Origin of the sequence: Nonomuraea sp. NPDC049649 (assembly GCF_040675175.1) — a bacterium.
Taxonomy (GTDB): domain Bacteria; phylum Actinomycetota; class Actinomycetes; order Streptosporangiales; family Streptosporangiaceae; genus Nonomuraea.
The window spans coordinates 1-15,788 of the sequence record NZ_JBFAOH010000046.1 but is presented as its reverse complement, the minus strand read 5'-3'; the positions used below and the strand labels follow the sequence as shown (position 1 = coordinate 15,788).

At 71.2% G+C, this 15,788-nt stretch carries 17 protein-coding genes; 12 read left to right on the top strand and 5 right to left on the bottom strand.

The features are described 5' to 3' along the window. Positions 1-59 precede the first annotated feature (59 nt). From AB0J42_RS33195 to AB0J42_RS33160, 8 genes are read left to right on the top strand one after another with little or no spacing between them, the layout of a single operon-like run. A complete protein-coding gene (locus AB0J42_RS33195; protein ID WP_364301567.1) occupies positions 60-1,562 on the top strand; it encodes an ABC transporter substrate-binding protein in 1,503 nt (500 codons plus the stop codon). After that, positions 1,559-2,506 carry an ABC transporter permease gene (locus AB0J42_RS33190; RefSeq protein ID WP_364301565.1) on the top strand — a complete coding sequence of 316 codons (948 nt, stop codon included), beginning with the start codon at positions 1,559-1,561 and terminating at the stop codon, positions 2,504-2,506. Before AB0J42_RS33195 ends, AB0J42_RS33190 begins: the two co-directional genes overlap by 4 nt. Next, the gene (locus tag AB0J42_RS33185) at positions 2,503-3,336 is read left to right on the top strand and encodes an ABC transporter permease (RefSeq protein WP_364301563.1); all 834 of its coding nucleotides are present in this window, start codon (positions 2,503-2,505) and stop codon (positions 3,334-3,336) included. Before AB0J42_RS33190 ends, AB0J42_RS33185 begins: the two co-directional genes overlap by 4 nt. After that, positions 3,323-4,243 (top strand): ABC transporter ATP-binding protein, encoded by a 921-nt coding sequence (locus tag AB0J42_RS33180; RefSeq protein WP_364301561.1) that lies wholly within the window; start codon positions 3,323-3,325, stop codon positions 4,241-4,243. Before AB0J42_RS33185 ends, AB0J42_RS33180 begins: the two co-directional genes overlap by 14 nt. Next, positions 4,206-5,006: an ATP-binding cassette domain-containing protein gene (locus tag AB0J42_RS33175; protein WP_364301559.1), complete on the top strand. Its 801-nt coding sequence runs from the start codon at positions 4,206-4,208 to the stop codon at positions 5,004-5,006. Before AB0J42_RS33180 ends, AB0J42_RS33175 begins: the two co-directional genes overlap by 38 nt. After that, positions 5,003-6,184 carry a M20 family metallopeptidase gene (locus tag AB0J42_RS33170; protein ID WP_364301557.1) on the top strand — a complete coding sequence of 394 codons (1,182 nt, stop codon included), beginning with the start codon at positions 5,003-5,005 and terminating at the stop codon, positions 6,182-6,184. The genes AB0J42_RS33175 and AB0J42_RS33170 overlap by 4 nt, the downstream gene beginning before the upstream one ends. After that, positions 6,181-7,395 (top strand): P1 family peptidase, encoded by a 1,215-nt coding sequence (locus AB0J42_RS33165; protein WP_364301555.1) that lies wholly within the window; start codon positions 6,181-6,183, stop codon positions 7,393-7,395. The genes AB0J42_RS33170 and AB0J42_RS33165 overlap by 4 nt, the downstream gene beginning before the upstream one ends. Positions 7,396-7,411: 16 nt before the next feature. After that, positions 7,412-8,833, top strand: a complete 1,422-nt coding sequence (locus tag AB0J42_RS33160; protein ID WP_364301553.1) for an aldehyde dehydrogenase family protein — start codon at positions 7,412-7,414, stop codon at positions 8,831-8,833. 21 nt (positions 8,834-8,854) lie between these two features. On the opposite strand, the gene AB0J42_RS33155 is transcribed toward AB0J42_RS33160, so the two are convergent. The 3 genes from AB0J42_RS33155 to AB0J42_RS33145 are packed head-to-tail and all read right to left on the bottom strand — an operon-like array spanning position 8,855 to position 10,843. After that, positions 8,855-9,619 (bottom strand): SDR family oxidoreductase, encoded by a 765-nt coding sequence (locus tag AB0J42_RS33155; RefSeq protein WP_364301551.1) that lies wholly within the window; start codon positions 9,617-9,619, stop codon positions 8,855-8,857. A 48-nt stretch (positions 9,620-9,667) separates the two neighbouring features. Further along, on the bottom strand, positions 9,668-10,186 hold the full coding sequence (locus tag AB0J42_RS33150; RefSeq protein ID WP_364301549.1) for a GNAT family N-acetyltransferase: 519 nt from the start codon (positions 10,184-10,186) through the stop codon (positions 9,668-9,670). Between the two features lie 48 nt (positions 10,187-10,234). Further along, positions 10,235-10,843, bottom strand: a complete 609-nt coding sequence (locus AB0J42_RS33145; RefSeq protein WP_364301547.1) for a L,D-transpeptidase family protein — start codon at positions 10,841-10,843, stop codon at positions 10,235-10,237. Between the two features lie 354 nt (positions 10,844-11,197). On the opposite strand from AB0J42_RS33145, the gene AB0J42_RS33140 reads away from it, so the two are divergent. Then, positions 11,198-12,208, top strand: a complete 1,011-nt coding sequence (locus tag AB0J42_RS33140) for a hypothetical protein (protein WP_364301545.1) — start codon at positions 11,198-11,200, stop codon at positions 12,206-12,208. A gap of 92 nt (positions 12,209-12,300) precedes the next feature. Here AB0J42_RS33140 and AB0J42_RS33135 read toward each other — a convergent pair whose 3' ends face one another. Then, entirely contained in the window at positions 12,301-12,573 is a 273-nt protein-coding gene (locus AB0J42_RS33135; RefSeq protein ID WP_364301543.1) for a hypothetical protein, read from the bottom strand. Positions 12,574-12,671: 98 nt separating this feature from the next. Between AB0J42_RS33135 and AB0J42_RS33130 the strand changes: the two genes are divergently transcribed. Continuing rightward, positions 12,672-13,646, top strand: coding sequence for an acetylxylan esterase (locus AB0J42_RS33130; protein ID WP_364301541.1), 975 nt, complete (start codon positions 12,672-12,674; stop codon positions 13,644-13,646). A 76-nt stretch (positions 13,647-13,722) separates the two neighbouring features. On the opposite strand, the gene AB0J42_RS33125 is transcribed toward AB0J42_RS33130, so the two are convergent. Further along, on the bottom strand, positions 13,723-14,010 hold the full coding sequence (locus AB0J42_RS33125; RefSeq protein ID WP_364301539.1) for a Fe-S cluster assembly protein HesB: 288 nt from the start codon (positions 14,008-14,010) through the stop codon (positions 13,723-13,725). Between the two features lie 180 nt (positions 14,011-14,190). Between AB0J42_RS33125 and AB0J42_RS33120 the strand changes: the two genes are divergently transcribed. Together AB0J42_RS33120 and AB0J42_RS33115 are read left to right on the top strand one after the other, a co-directional pair. Further along, entirely contained in the window at positions 14,191-14,820 is a 630-nt protein-coding gene (locus AB0J42_RS33120; RefSeq protein ID WP_364301537.1) for a DUF4142 domain-containing protein, read from the top strand. A gap of 139 nt (positions 14,821-14,959) precedes the next feature. Next, on the top strand, positions 14,960-15,703 hold the full coding sequence (locus AB0J42_RS33115; RefSeq protein WP_364301644.1) for a PRC and DUF2382 domain-containing protein: 744 nt from the start codon (positions 14,960-14,962) through the stop codon (positions 15,701-15,703). The last annotated feature ends 85 nt before the right edge of the window (positions 15,704-15,788 follow it).

Genomic DNA, 15,788 nt, shown 5'->3' with positions numbered 1-15,788 from the left:
GGACTGGCAAGGTGCAGCCTACTGGTCAGACCAGTGCACTAGCCAGGAGGCTGAAGGACATGAGGCGAATCGGGACTTGGATCGCCGCGGGCGGTCTCCTGCTGAGCATCGCCGCCTGCGGCGGGGGCGGCGGCTCCGGCGCCGCGGACGGTGAGCGGCAGGCCACCCAGGAACAGAGTTTGTCGGTCGGGTTCGTGGCCGAGCCGGCCAACCTCGACTTCACCTCGACCGAGGGCGTCGCCATCCCGCAGGCCCTGCTGGTGAACGTCTACGAGGGCCTGGTCAAGCTCGACCAGGACGGCGCGATCGCCCCGCTGCTGGCCGAGAAGTGGGAGGTCTCCGACGACCGGAAGACCTACACCTTCACCCTGCGGCAGGGCGTCAAGTTCAGCAACGGCGCCGACTTCACCGCCGACGACGTGGTCTTCTCCTTCGAGCGGCTCAAGACCGACTGGAAACTGAAGATCACCTCGCAGCTCGACATGGTCGAGAAGGTGGAGAAGAAGGACGACACCACCGCCGTCGTCACCCTCTCCAAGCCCAGCAACAGCTTCCTGTACACGCTCGCCACCCGGCTCGGCGCCATGTTCAGCCGCACCGGCGTCGACGACCTGGCCAACACCCCCGTCGGCACCGGCCCGTACCAGCTCGGCGAGTGGCGGCGCGGCGACCACATCCGCCTCGACGCCAACCCCGGCTACTGGGGCGAGAAGCCCGCGATCTCGTCCGTGACGCTCAAGTACTTCAAGGACGCCACCGCGCTCAACAACGCGCTGCTGACCGGCGGCATCGACGTCATCTCCGCCGTCAACGCCCCCGAGTCGCTGGACCAGTTCGCCGACCCCAACCGGTTCGAGGTCATCGAGGGCACCACCAACGGCGAGGTCGTCCTCTCCATGAACAACGGCCGGCCGCCGTTCGACGACAAGAAGGTGCGCCAGGCCGTCCGCCACGCCATCGACCACCAGGCGCTGCTCGACACCGCCTGGGCCGGGCGCGGCCAGCTGATCGGCGCGATGGTGCCGCCCACCGACCCCTGGTACGAGGACCGCACCGGCGACTACCCGTACGACGTCGAGAAGGCCAAGGAACTGCTCGGCGGCAAGACGTACGACGTGAAGATGCGTATCCCGAACCTGCCGTACGCGGTCGCCAGCGCCCAGGTCGTCAAGTCGCAGCTCGCCCAGGTCGGCATCAACGCCGACATCGAGCCGCTGGAGTTCCCGGCCCGCTGGCTGGACGCGGTGTTCACCAACGCTGACTACGACCTGTCGATCATCAACCACGTCGAGCCGCGCGACATCAGCATCTTCGCCAACAAGGACTACTACTTCCGCTACGACAACCCCGAGTTCGGCAAGCTGCTCGCCGCCGCCGACGAGGGCACCGAGCAGGAGCAGATCGAGAACTACAAGGCGGCGGCCAAGCTGATGTCCGAGGACGCCGCGGCCGACTTCCTCTTCCTGTTCCCCAACCTGATCGTGGCCAAGAAGGGCGTGACCGGCCTGCCGAAGAACGCCATCTCCGAGTCCTTCGACTTCACCGGGCTCGCCAAGCAGTGATCCTGTACCTGCTGAAAAGGACCGCGGTGTTCCTCGTGAGCACCGCGGTCGCGGGCGTGCTGGTCTTCGCGTTCATGGCCGTGCTGCCCGGCGATCCCGCCGAGGTGGCGCTGGGCGTGAACGCGACGCCCGAGGCGCTGGCCGAGCTGCGCCGGCAGTTCGGCACCGACCGTCCGCCGGTGGCACAGTTCCTCGACTGGTTCGGCGGGCTGGCCACCGGCGACTTCGGCACCTCGTACGTGACCAGCGCCCCGATCGGGCCGCAGATCAGCGACCGGCTCGGCGTCACCGTGGTGCTGGTGGGCGGCGGCATGCTCGCCGCCCTGCTGATCGCGGTCCCCGCCGGCACGTTCGCCGCCGTGCACCACCGCAACCCGCTCGGGGTCGTCATCAGCGCGTTCAGCCAGGTGGGCATCGCCATCCCGGCGTTCCTGGCGGGCATCCTGCTGGTGTTCGTCTTCGCGGTGCAGGCCCAGGCGCTGCCCTCCGGCGGCTACGTGCCGCTGGCCGAGGACCCGGTCGAGTGGTTCCGCAGTCTCCTGCTGCCGTGGCTCTCCCTCGGCCTGGTGCAGGGCGCGGTGCTCACCCGCTACGTCCGCTCGGCCGTCCTGGACGTCATGCGGGAGGACTACCTGCGCACCGCCCGCGCCAAGGGACGCGGCCGGATGGGCGCGCTCTGGCGGCACGGCCTGCGCAACGCCGCCGTGCCGGTGGTGACCGTGCTCGGCCTGCAACTGGCCACCCTGCTCATCGGCGCGGTCGTGGTGGAGCGGGTGTTCGTCATCCCGGGCCTGGGCGACCTGCTGCTCAACGGCGTCGCTGCCCGTGACCTGCTGCTCGTCCAGGGCGTCGTCATGGTGCTGGTGGCGGCCGTCCTGCTGATCAACTTCGTGGTCGACGTGGCCTACGCGGCGCTCGACCCCCGGCTGCGGGGGGCGCGATGAAGGGCCGGGTGAACGCCGGGCTGATCGCCGGCGGCGTGCTCGTCGGGCTGGTCGTGGCCATGGCGCTGGTGTCGTTCGTGTGGACGCCGCACGACCCGGAGCTCGTCGACGCGGCGAACAAGCTGCGCGAGCCCGGCGACGGCTACCTGCTGGGCGCCGACAAGTTCGGCCGCGACACCTTCAGCCAGCTCATGGTGGGCGCGCGCACCACCCTGTACGTCGGCATCGTGGCCGTCGGCATCGCCGCGCTGATCGGCACGCCGCTCGGCGTGATCGCCGGGATGACCCGCCTGCGCTGGCTCTCGGAGCTGGTCATGCGGGTCAACGACCTGGTCTTCGCCTTCCCCGCGCTGCTGCTGGCCGTCATGCTCGGCGCCGTGTACGGGGCGGGCACGCTCACCGCGATGATCGCCATCGGGGTGGCGACGGTGCCCGCCTTCGCCCGGGTCGCCCGCGCCGCGACCATGCAGGTCATGGTGACCGACTACATCCTCGCCGCCCGCGCCGCCGGGCGCCGCCGCCTGCCTGTGGCGTTCCGGCACGTGCTGCCCAACATCGGCTCCATGCTGATCGTGCAGGCGTCGGTGTCGTTCGCCATCGCCATCCTGGCCGAGGCGGCGCTGTCCTTCCTCGGCTTCGGCACCCGCCCGCCGACGCCGTCGTGGGGCCGCATGCTGCAGGAGTCGCAGGAGCTGCTGTTCTCCACGCCGCGCCTGGCCCTCTGGCCCGGCCTGGCCATCGCGCTGGCCGTGCTCGGCTTCAACCTGCTCGGCGACGGCCTGCGCGACTACCTCGACCCCAAGCTCAGGAGGATCCGTGCTGAGCGTTGAGGGGCTCACCGTACGGGCCGGCGCGGTCGAGCTCGTGCACGACGTGTCGTTCCGGATCGGGCCCGGTGAGCGGGTCGGCCTCATCGGCGAGTCCGGCTCCGGCAAGTCGCTGACCGCGCTGTCGCTCATGGGCCTGCTGCCCGAGGGCGTCACCGCCGGAGGGAAGGCCCGCCTGCACGACCGCGACCTGATCGGCGTGCCCGAACAGAAGCTGAAGGACCTGCGCGGCCGGGCCATGTCGATGGTGTTCCAGGAGCCGATGACCGCGCTCAACCCGCTCATGCGGGTCGGCGCTCAGGTCGCCGAGGTCATGACCCTGCACGGCAGGCCGCGCGACCAGGCCCGCGCCCGCGCCGTCGAACTGCTCGGCGAGGTCCGCCTGCCCGACCCCGCGCAGGTCGCGCGCGCCTACCCGCACCAGCTCTCCGGCGGCCAGCGCCAGCGCGTCATGCTCGCCATCGCCCTGGCCAACGAGCCCGGCCTGCTCATCTGCGACGAGCCCACCACCGCGCTCGACGTCACCGTGCAGAAGCAGATGCTCGACCTCATCGCCGAGGTGGCGCCCGCGCTGCTGTTCATCACCCACGACCTGGCCGTGGTCGCCTCCGTCTGCGAGCGCGTCCTGGTCATGTACGGGGGACGCGTCGTGGAGAGCGGCCCCATCCGCGAGGTGTTCACCCGGCCCCGCCACCGCTACACCGAAGGGCTGCTGGCCGCCTCCAAGCTGACGCCGCGCGGCACCCGCCTGCCCACCATCCAGGGCAGCGTGCCGCCCGCCGGTCAGTTCCCCGGCGGATGCGTCTTCCGCAACCGCTGCCCCCACGCCGATTCCGCCTGCGAGAAAGTCCCGGCGCTGACAGGAGAGGGCCATGCCCACGCATGCTGGCACCCCGCTGATCGAGGCTAGCGACCTCACCCGCGTCTACCACCGGCCCCGCACCTCGCTCACCAAGCCGGGCGGCGCCGTGCACGCGCTCCGCGGCGTCTCGCTGGCCGTGCAGAAGGGCGAGCGGTACGGCATCGTCGGCGAGTCCGGCTCCGGCAAGTCGACGCTGCTGCGGCTGCTGTGCGCGCTCGACAAGCCCACCTCCGGCTCCATCAGGTTCGGCGGCCAGGAGATCACCGGCCTGCCCGAGCGGCGGCTCGGCTTCCTGCGGCGCAGCCTGCAGATCGTCTTCCAGGACCCGATGAGCTCGCTCGACCCCCGCATGCGGGTGCGCGACATCGTCGCCGAACCGCTCGTCGCGCTCGGCGAACCCGTGGGGAACCGGGTCACCGAACTCCTCGACGAGGTCGGGCTGCCGGCCGCCGCCGCCGAACGCTACCCCCACCAGTTCTCCGGCGGGCAGCGCCAGCGCATCGCCATCGCCCGCGCGCTCGCCCCCCGCCCCGCCGTGCTCGTCGCCGACGAGCCCGTCAGCGCGCTCGACGTGTCCGTCCGCGGGCAGATCCTCAACCTGCTGGCCGACCTCGTCGACGAGCACGGCCTCACCCTCGTCTTCGTCTCCCACGACCTGTCCGTCGTCCGCCACGTCTGCGAGACCGTCGCCGTCATGCACCACGGCGAGATCGTCGAGAGCGGCGCCGTGGACGACATCTGGATCGAACCGCGCCACCCCTACACCAGGGCGCTGCTGGCGGCCGTACCCACTCTGGAGGGATTGCTGTGATCGAAGTGGACGCCCAGGGCGTCGTGGAGTTCACCCAGGCGCTGGTCCGCATCCCCAGCACCAACGACCCGGCGCGGGGCCGCAGCGAGCAGCCCGCCGCCGACCTGGTCGCCGCCAGGATGCGCGAGTGGGGCTGGGAGCCCGTCATGTACGAGGCCGCGCCCGGCAGGCCCAACGTGGTCGCCGTGGTCGAGGGCGGCGGAGGCGACGGGCCCACCCTGATGTTCGAGGGCCACACCGACGTCGTCACCGAAGGCGACCTGTCGGAGTGGACCGTCGACCCGTTCGGCGGCGAGATCCGCGACGGCAAGCTGTGGGGACGCGGCAGCGCCGACATGAAGTCCGGCCTGGCCGCCACCCTCTACGCCACCCGCGCGCTCCAGCTCGCTGGACCGTTCCCCGGACGCATCAAGGTGTGCGCGCTCGCCGACGAGGAAGGCCTCATGATCGGCGCCCACCACTTCGTCGACGAGGGGCTGGCCGCCGACGTCGACGGCGCCATCGTCGCCGAACCCGAGGCCGGCGAGATCTGCGCCGTCGCCAAGGGCGCCCTGCGGCTCCGCGCCGACCTCACCGGCAAGATGGCGCACGGCGCGATGCCGCAGCACGGCCGCAACCCCGTCCAGGCCGTCGGCGCGCTCCTCACCGGCCTGCGCGAACTCCAGGCCGAGCTGCAGAAACGCTTCCCCGCCCACGAGCACCTCGGCGAGGTGTACGTGACGCCCACCGTGGTCCGGGCCGGCAGCGAGGAACAGGTCAACGTCATCCCCGCCACGGCCTCCGTCTTCATCGACATCCGCACCATCCCCGGCGTCGACCACCAGGACATCGCCGCCCGGGTCGCCGCCCTGGCCGCCTGGGACGGCATCACCGCCGACGTCACCACCCTCGTCGACCGCCCGCCCGTGGACGTCCCCGTCACCGACCCCGTGGTGGCCGCCCTGGCCGCCGCCCACCGTGACGTCACCGGCGAGGAGCCCGTCTACGGCGGCGTCCCCGGCTCCACCGACGGCACCGTCCTCACCCACTGGGGCGGCGTCCCCTCCGTCGTGTACGGGCCGGGCGGCAAGTGGATCGCCCACCAGGCGGACGAGTACGTCGAGGTCGACGAGATCGTCCGCTGCACCCGGGTGTTCGCCGAGGCGGCCAGGCGCTTCCTCACCCGGAACCTGACGTGAGACCCGGACCTGCCAACTCCCTGCTGGACGTGGCCGGCCTGCGTGTCGGCCACCACCACCGGACCGGCGGCGGCTACCGCACCGGCACCACCGTCGTCCTCGCCCCGCCCGGCGGCATGGTGGCCGGCGTCGACGTCCGCGGCGCCGCCCCCGGCACCCGCGAGACCGAACTCCTCGACCCCCGCAACCTCGTCGACCGCGTCCACGCCATCGTCCTCACGGGCGGCAGCGCCTACGGCCTCAGCGCCGCCTGCGGCGTCGTCTCCCGCCTCGCCGACGCCGGCATCGGCTTCCCCGTCGAAGGCGGCGTCGTCCCCATCGTCCCGGCCGCCGTCATCTACGACCTCGGCCGCGGCGGCGCCTTCCGCGCCACCCCGGACGCCTCCTTCGGCCAGGCCGCCTACGACGCCGCCGTGGGCCTGCCGGACCGTGGGAGTGTTCCCGCCTCTGTGGGGTGCGTGCCGGACCGTACGAGTGCTCCCGCCAACGCCAGGAGCGGCTTGGACCGTACGACCGTCGCAACTCCCGGTGTGACCCCAGCCGCGTCCGGTGCTCTCTCCCCGAGCTCCACCTCAGCCGATGACGGCGGGGCGGGCGTGTCCGGCACATCGACCTCAGCGCTCAACGGCTCTGTAGGGGCAGGCGCCGGGGCCGTGGCCGGGGGCCTCGCCGGTGGGGTGGGGAACGCGAGTGCGGTGCTGCCCGGGGGCGGGACGGTGGCCGCGCTGGTGGTGGTGAACGCCGCCGGGTCGGTGCTGGATCCCGGGAGCGGGCGGCCGGCCGGGGCGCGGTACGGGCTGCCGGGGGAGTTCGACCGGTTACAGGAGCCGCGCGAGGAGGAGGTCGCGGCGTGGCAGCCGGAAGGGCTGACCTCGTTGAACACGACGATCGGGGTGGTGGCCACGGACCTCACCCTGACCAAGGCGCAGTGCGCGAAGCTGGCCGCCGTCGCGCATGACGGGCTGGCCCGCGCCATCCGCCCCGCGCACACGATGGTCGACGGCGACACGATCTTCGCCGTCGCCACCTGCGCCCTGCCGGAGCCGGACGCGGGGGAGCAGGACGGACAGCCGGGCGCCGAACTGCACGATCTGCTGGCCGCCGGGGCCGACGTGTTCAGCAGGGCGGTGGCGCACGCCGTGCTGGCCGCCACCGGCTGGGAGGACGCGCCCGCCTATCTCGACGTCTTCCCGAGCGCGATTCGTCCATGATCGAGGGGATCGAAGCATGAAACAGCAGTGGCCGTCCGGGCTGCCGATCGGTGACGAGTGGGTGGAGCCGGCCGCCGAAGCCGACGTGATCTTCCCGTACGACGGCTCGGTGGTGATGCCCGCACCCGTCGGGAACGCGGAACTGGCGGCGCGCGCGGTCGGCGAGGCGCTCGCCGCCGCGCCCGCGATGGCGGCGCTGCCGTCGCACGCCCGCCGCCGCGCCCTCATGGCCGCCCACGACGCGCTGGCCGCCCGCCGCGAGGAGGCCGAGCAGCTGCTCGTGCTGGAGACGGGCAAGCCGCTCGTGGACTGCCGGGTGGAGGTGGCGCGCACGCTGGTCACGCTGGCCACGGCCGCCGAGGAGGTGGCAAGGCTGCACGGCGAGACCGTGCCGCTGGACCTGCTGCCGGCGGGCGAGGGCCTGGTCGGGTTCTGGACGCGGCGGCCGATCGGGGTGGTGGTCGGCATCACCGGATTCAACTATCCGCTGCTGCTCGCCGCCCACAAGATCGCTCCCGCGGTGGCCGCCGGCTGCCCGGTGATCGTCAAGCCCGCCCCGGCGACGCCGCTGACCACGCTCTGGCTCGTCCACCTGCTGCGCGAGTCCGGCGCGCTGCCGCCCGCGGCGGTGCAGCTCGTCACCGGCGACGTCGAGGTGGGCCGGACGCTGGTGGAGGACCGCCGGATCGGCGCGGTCTCGTTCACCGGCTCGGCCGCGGCCGGGCACGCCATCGCCCGCAACGCCGCCCCCACGAAGGTGCTGCTGGAGCTCGGCTCGAACGCCGCCCTCGTGGTGGCGGCGGACGCCGACCTGGAGGCGGCGGCGGACGCGGTGGTGCGCGGCGGCTACTACGCCTCCGGGCAGGCGTGCATCTCGGTGCAGCGGGTGCTGGTGGAGGAGCCGGTGGTGGCGGAGTTCCAGGCGCTGCTGGCCGAGCGGATGAAGGACGTCGTGGTGGGCGACCCGCGGCGGCCCGAGACCCGGGTGGCGCCGCTCATCGACCCGGCCGCCACCGACCGGGTGCTCGGCTGGATCGCCGGCTCGGGGGCCGAGGTGGTGACGGGGGGCGTGCGCGACGGCCGGGCCATCGCGCCGACGCTGCTGGCCGGGGTGCCGGACGGGGCCGCCGCCTGGGACGAGGAGATCTTCGGGCCGGTGGTGTGCGTGCGCGCGGTGCCCGACCTGGAGGCCGCGTTCACCGCGGTCAACGCCTCCCGGTACGGGCTGCACGCCTCGGTGTTCACCCGCTCGCTGGCGACCGCGTTCGCCGCGATCGAGCGGATCGAGGCCGGGGGAGTGGTGGTCAACGAGGTGCCGGGCTTCCGCGCCGACAACATGCCGTACGGGGGCGTCAAGGACTCCGGCGTCGGCCGGGAGGGCCCGCGGTTCGCGATCGAGGAGCTCACCGTGACCCGGATGGCCATCATCCGGCCCTGAGCCCTCCCGGGTGGGCGGCCGTCAGTTGGGCGGCTCGAAGCGGCCGTCCACCGCCGTCCAGCCGCCGTCGACGTAGAGGACCGAGCCGGTGACGAAGCTGGCCGCGTCGCTCGCCAGGTAGACGACCGCGCCCGCCATCTCCTCTGCCGTCGCCCAGCGGCCCAGGGCGCTCTTGGCCGCGTACGCGCCGTACCAGCCGGGGTCGTCCTTGATCTGCCGGGTGAGCGGCGTCTCCACCACGCCGGGCGCGATCGCGTTCACCCGCACCCCGGACGGCCCGAACTCGGCCGCCGCGGTGCGCAGCAGCTGGACCAGCCCGGCCTTGGTGGCCGAGTAGACGCTCTGGCCGGGCTCGGTGACGGAGGCGCGGATGGAGGCGAAGCCGATGATGGACCCGCGCCCGCGCTCCACCATGCCCGCGCCGAACGCCCGTACCACCTCGAAGGACGCCTTCAGGTTGAGGTCCACGACCCGCTGGAACTCCTCGGCGGTGTAGTCCAGCAGCCGCTTGCGCACGTTGGTGGCGGCGGTGAACACCAGCACGTCCGCCTCCAGTTCGGCGCCCGCCGCCCGCACGGCGTCGCCGTCGAGGACGTCGAGCGGCCGGGCCGTGCCGCCGCAGCGGGCGGCCGTCTCCTCGGCGGCGGGCAGGTCGCGGTCGGCGCACACCACCGACGCGCCGTGCGCGGCCAGCGCGAGCGCCGCCTCCCTGCCGATGCCGCTGCCCGACCCGATGACCACCGCACGCCGCCCGTCGAGGCGGAACAACCGCTCGTATGCCGTCATAAGGCAGCACCTTAGTCACTGGTCGGACCAGTGCACCAGGTAGTCGGGCTAACGTGACGCCTCCCACTCCTCCCGCAGCAGCTCGTACTCGACCTCGCCCTGCTCGGCGCCGTCGATCGGGTCCTCCCAGTTCTCCCAGAACGTGCGTACGTGGCGCAGCCCGCACTTCTCCATGACCCGGCGCGACCCCAGGTTCACTGCCATCGTCTGGGCGAAGACGCGGCGCGCGCCCAGCTCGGCGAAGGCCCGCTCGATCAGCCGCAGCGACCCCTCGGTGGCGTACCCGCGCCCCCAGTACGCCCGGTGTAACCGGTAGCCCAGCTCCAGCTCCCCCTCGCCGGCCGGCCGCAGGTGGAACCAGCCGGCGAAGGCGCCGGTGGCGCGCTCGCGGGCGGCGAAGAACCCCGTCGCCATGAAGCGGGGGAGCTGGTCGCGCACGACCGTGTCGCGCGGCGTCGGCCTGCCCCCGTTGAGGTAGCGCATGACCTCGGGGTCGCTGTGCAGGCGGACCAGCTCGTCGGCGTCGCCGGCGGTGAAGGGGCTCAAGACCAGTCGTGCGGTCTCCATGCGGCACACGCTAATCAGCGGCCCCGCGCCCCTCGACCTATTTTGCGGCTAGCCGTGCAGTTTGCGGCCCTTGCGGACGTGCACCGGCTCGCCGATGCCCACGATCTTCCAGAGGCGGTCGGCGACGGACATGGGCAGGCGCACGCAGCCGTGCGAGCCGGGCCACGAGGGCACCTTCCGCGAGCCGTGCATGGCCACCCCGCCCACGAAGTAGAGCGAGTTGTACATCGAGCCCAGCGGGCCCTTCGTCCAGCCTCCGGCGCGCTTGTAGACGCGGAAGTCGCCGACCGGGGTGATGGCCTTGCGGCAGCGGCCGCCCTGGCAGAAACGCACCCCGGCGCCCGTCGAGGCGTGCGAGATCAGCACCGGCTTGTTGCGGCGGTAGACGGTCAGGAGCTGCCGGCCCAGGTCGATCTCCACCCGGTTGGGCGACCCGCCCTTCACCAGCGGGCGGATCTTCCCGGGCTGGTCCAGCTTCCTCAGTACGGCCGCGTCCACGACATTCGCGGGCCGCATTCCATGGCTCTTGCGCAGAGCCCATACCGCGAAGCGGGTCTCCTTGTCGTATACGCCGGTCGCCTTGGCGAAGAGATAACCGCGCTGACGTAGCCGCTTCTGGAGCCACCTGATGTCCGCGTCCGGTTCTTGCGAGGACACGGACGCTTCCTTGTCCTTATCCCGGTCCGCCGTCGCGGCGGTGAACGGGACCGATGGAAGAAGAAGACACAGGACGAGCACGGTGGTGCGGCATACGTTGATCACGACACCACCGTATCTGTTATTCGGAAATGATGGCCCCGCCGGAAGTTCTTGTTCCGTAAAGAGCATTTCGGGCCAAACTGGACAATTTACATCACTATCTCTTCGGTTCCCTAGAATGACGTTTTTTTGAACCGACATTGCTGAGTGGCGAGATAGTCGTGATCAGGAGTGCGGGTATGTTCGCCGCTGTCGCGAGGCATTCGAAAGCCCGCTTCCAGGATCGATGAACATGAACGGAAACCATCGCCCATGAACATTGCAAGCCCTCTCCGGACCGCCAGGCGGGTCGCCGGGCTGGCTCTGGCGACCGTCGCCGCGGGGACCCTGCTCCTCCCGGCGACGCAGGCGAGCGCGAGCACCGGCCAGGTGGCCGGCGTCGGCATCGCCATGCACGAGAAGCCGGTCCTCTGCAAGCACGGCAAGTGCAAGCGCCACCGCGTGAAGAAGAAGTGCGGCCGCAAGTGCGGAAACCATCACCACCACAAGTGCCGCCACGGGCACTGCGGCGGTCACTTCCACCACGGCTTCGGTTTCGGCCACCACCGTCACCACCGCCACCACGACCACGACCACGATCACGACTTCGACCACGACTTCGACTACGACCACGAAGGCAGGTTCAAGGGCGACCACGGCTACGACCGCGATTACGACTACAAGGATCGCGACCACGGCCACTACAAGAAGAAGCGCGGCGGTCAGTACAAGAAGAAGTGGGACTCCCGCCACAAGAAGAAGTGGGACTCCCGCCACAAGAAGAAGTGGGACTCGCGCCACAAGAAGAAGTGGGACGGCCACCGCGGCAGCGAGTGGAACCGCGACTACGACAAGCAGTGGGCCGGCGACCACGGTAAATGGTGGAAGCGCTACCTCGACAACAGCTGGGACAACGACCACGGCAATTGGTGGAAGCGTTACGTCGACAACAGCTGGGACAGCGACCACGGCAACCGCTGGGACCGCCGCTACGACAAGAAGTGGGCCGGCGACCACGGTAAGTGGTGGGACCGCCGCGACGACAACCGGTGGGACCGCGGCGGCAAGAAAAAGAAGAAGTGGGACGACCGCTCCTGGGACGACTGGGACTACAAGCACCGCGACAAGAAGCGCTACGACGACTCCTGGGACAAGTGGGGTCACAAGCACCAGGACAAGAGGCGCTACGACGACAAGGGCTGGCTCTGGCCGTTCGACGAGGAGGACGACTTCCTCGGACGTAGCTGGTTCGACGCCGACGGAAACACCAGCGGCCGCGTCTGACGGAACCGCTCACGACTGGCGCACGTAAAAGCTGTGCGAATGCCGCACCCCGGCAAGAAGGGGGGTGCGGCATTTCGCGCGTTTCCCGGGGGTCAGTCCAGAGGCTCTCCGAGGCGCAGCACGCGCCGGCCGCCCGACTCGGTCACCTCGCGCACGGTCCAGGTGCGTTCGTCCACGACGGTGCCGTCCATGGTCATGTAGCCGCCGACGATCAGCACCGGGCGCGGGCCGTGCCGGACGAGCTCGGCCCGTGCCTCGGTGTCGTCGCCGAACCGCAGGATGAAGTCGTCGTGCTCCAGGGGAGCGTCGAGGATCATGCCGGGCGCGAGGAGGGGCCGGGAGGGCGGGGAGAGATGCGGGTTCACGGCGGCCTGCTACCCGGTTTCGCGGCGATCGTGCACGCTGTGGCGCAGATAAGGGTGAATGCGATGAAATGTCGCTACCCCGAAAGGTTGGAGTATCTGTGCCGCTGTTCGATCTGCCGCTTGAGCAACTCCGGTCCTACCTCCCGGAACGCGACGAGCCCGACGACTTCGACTCGTTCTGGACCCGTACGCTCGCCGAGGCCCGCGAGTTCGCGCTGGACGCCGAGTTCACCCCGTACCCGCTGCCCTTCGCCCACGTGGACGTCTTCGACGTCTCGTTCGCGGGGTGGGGCGGGCACCGGATCAACGGCTGGTTCCTGCTGCCGCGCGGGGCGGAGGGCCCGCTGCCGTGCGTGATGCACTACATCGGCTACGGCGGGGGGCGCGGCTTCCCGCACGACCACCTGACGTGGCCCGCCGCCGGGTACGCGGTCTTCGTCATGGAGACGCGCGGCCACGGCGGCGCCAACATCAACGCGCCCGGCAGTACTGGCGACCCGCACGGCGCGGCCGGCCCGCAGGCCCCCGGCATGATGACCCGGGGCATCATGGACCCCGACGACTACTACTACCGCCGGGTGTTCACCGACGCGGTCCGGGCGGTCGAGGCCGCCGCGGCGCATCCGGCCGTCGACGCGGACCGGATCGTGGTCTCCGGGGCCAGCCAGGGCGGCGGCATCGCGCAGGCCGCCGCCGTGCTGCACCCGTCGGTGGCGGCGGCGCTGATCGACGTGCCGTTCCTGACCCATTTCCGCCGGGCCGTCGAGATCACCGATCGCGACCCGTACCAGGAGCTGGTCCGGTTCCTCGCCACCCGGCGGGAGACCGCGGACCAGGTGTTCCGCACGCTGTCGTACGTCGACGGGGTCAACTTCGCGGCCCGCGGCAGAGTGCCGGCGTTGTACTCGGTGGCGCTGATGGACTTCATCTGCCCGCCGTCGACGGTCTTCGCCGCCTACAACCACTGGCAGGGGCCGAAGGAGATCACGGTCTACCCGTGGAACGGCCACGAGGGCGGCAGCGGCTACCAGCGGGAAGAGCAGATCCGCTACCTCGCCAAGCTGTTCTCCTGAATCCGGGCACGACGACACCGCCGGTCCGGCACGTGGCGCGTGCCGGGCCCGGCGGCGGCGTGCCGCTCGGATGGTTTCAGACGGTGCGCTCGGTCACCAGGAAGGACACCGCCCCCTGGTCGTCGGCACCGGCGTCCAAAGCCTTGTCGTCCAGCACCGACGCGGCCACCGGGTCGAGGTAGACGCGGGCGCCCTCCGACTCCACGACCGCATCAGACGGCTCGGGAGCCGTGGCCAGGGACAGGGTCAGCGAGCTGGCGTCGTCACCGCTGGACGCGATGCGGATGCCGCTCTGCGTCGGCTCGGGTGCGCCCGCGGTGAGACTGCGGATCGCCTGGGCTGCGTTTTCTGTCAGGGTGAGCACTACGGCTCCTCCTCGGTTCGACGTCCATGAGTCGCCTGCCATTCCCGGACAGGCCCGGACCTAACCCTTGCCGCCCCATCTTTTGCCGGTGAAACGGCGTGGCGTGGTGAGCGCGGGCCTCCGGACGCGCTTGGATGACTCTCCGTCAACGTGTGACCACAGAACGCCAGGGGACCTGTCATGCCCATTCCGCGCCCGTACCTCGTGCTCCTCGTCGCCGCCACCACCGCCCTCACCGGCTGCAACGGCGGCACCAACACCTCCGCGGGCTCCGCGGGCCTCGCCTCGCCCGCCTCGCCCACCGCCACGGCGGAGTCGCCGATGGACACCGCCTCCCCGGCCAAGCCCTCCAAGCAGGACCGGAACTGGCTCAAGAAGACCCACCAGGGCAACCTGGCCGAGATCCAGGCCGGTCAGCTCGCCAAGGAGAAGGGCTCCGCCGAGGCCGTCCGCGAGTTCGGCGCGCTGCTGGTCAAGGACCACGACGAGCTCGACAAGCAGGTCGTCAAGACCGCCAAGCAGCTCGGCGTCAAGCTGCCGAAGAACTCCTCGGGCGAGCAGAAGAGAACCCTCGCCGCCCTCCGCGACGCCTCGCGCTCCGACTTCGACCAGGAGTTCCTGATCGCCATGCGCGATGCGCACGAGAAGGCCGTCGCGCAGACGAAGACCGAGATCGAGAAGGGCTCGTCGCCGCAGGTGAAGCAGCTCGCCGAGCAGGCGCTCCCGCAGCTGGAGCGGCATCTGGAGGAGATCGGGAAGATCCCCGGCGGCGAGAGGCCGGGGGACAGCCCCGCGCCCGGCAACTCCTGAGACGCCGACCCCGAATTCCGGCAAAACATCCAGTTCCGACGTGCTCTGTCCAGGTCTGGGGGTATTTGCCGGGTTGAGCCACCCGCCGGCCCGGCGAAGCGGCCGGCGGAAACCAGTATTCGGGGGAACCGCCGTGGCTATGCAGACAGAGATCCGGAGCCTGTTCGGCTGCGACGTCATCGACGCGGACGGCCGGCATGTCGGCAAGGTCGGCCAGGTCTTCCTGAGCGACCGCACGGGCGAGCCGGAGTGGGTCACGGTGCGCACCGGGATGTTCGGCATGAAGCAGACCTTCGTGCCGCTGATCGGTGCCCGCCGGTCCGGTGACGAGCTCCGCGTCCCGTTCGGCAAGGAGACGATCAAGGACGCGCCGAACGTGGACGTGGACGACGACCGCCTGACCCTGGAGGAGGAGGCCGGTCTCTACCGCTACTACGGACTGCGGCCGTCCGGCGTCCCCTCCCAGCGCACGCCCGGCGACGCGGAGACGGGGGACGACCTCGACATGACCCGCTCCGAGGAGCGGATGCGCGTCCGCAAGGAGACCAGGGAGGCCGGCCACGTACGGCTGCGCAAGTACGTGGAGACCGAGCAGGTCCAGGAGGAGATCCCGCTGGAGCACGACGAGGTCGTGATCGAGCGCGAGCCGATCAGCGAGGGCATGCCCCTGGGCGGCGGCGAGTTCGAGGATGACGAGGAGTCCATCACCCTGTACGAGGAGCGCCCGGTCGTCGGCAAGGAGACCAGGCCCGTCGAGCGGGTGCGCGTGCACAAGGAGCGGGTCCGCGAGGACGAGACCGTGCGCGGGGACGTGCGCCGGGAGCGCTTCGAGGTCGACTCCGAGGGCACGGTCGTGGACGAGGAGGACGAGCGCCGGAGCTGACCTCCGGTGCGGACGCGGGGGGGGGGGGGGGCGGGGGCGGCGGGGTGGGTTGTGGGGGATAGGGATTGGGTGGTGGTTGGGGTGA

Coding starts and splice junctions, on each gene's coding strand:
- AB0J42_RS33120 (WP_364301537.1), top strand. CDS start 14,191: ATGCCCATTCCGCGCCCGTACCTCGTGCTCCTCGTCGCCGCCACCACC.
- AB0J42_RS33175 (WP_364301559.1), top strand. CDS start 4,206: ATGCCCACGCATGCTGGCACCCCGCTGATCGAGGCTAGCGACCTCACC.
- AB0J42_RS33160 (WP_364301553.1), top strand. CDS start 7,412: ATGAAACAGCAGTGGCCGTCCGGGCTGCCGATCGGTGACGAGTGGGTG.
- AB0J42_RS33115 (WP_364301644.1), top strand. CDS start 14,960: ATGCAGACAGAGATCCGGAGCCTGTTCGGCTGCGACGTCATCGACGCG.
- AB0J42_RS33155 (WP_364301551.1), bottom strand. CDS start 9,619: ATGACGGCATACGAGCGGTTGTTCCGCCTCGACGGGCGGCGTGCGGTG.
- AB0J42_RS33140 (WP_364301545.1), top strand. CDS start 11,198: ATGAACATTGCAAGCCCTCTCCGGACCGCCAGGCGGGTCGCCGGGCTG.
- AB0J42_RS33150 (WP_364301549.1), bottom strand. CDS start 10,186: ATGGAGACCGCACGACTGGTCTTGAGCCCCTTCACCGCCGGCGACGCC.
- AB0J42_RS33185 (WP_364301563.1), top strand. CDS start 2,503: ATGAAGGGCCGGGTGAACGCCGGGCTGATCGCCGGCGGCGTGCTCGTC.
- AB0J42_RS33195 (WP_364301567.1), top strand. CDS start 60: ATGAGGCGAATCGGGACTTGGATCGCCGCGGGCGGTCTCCTGCTGAGC.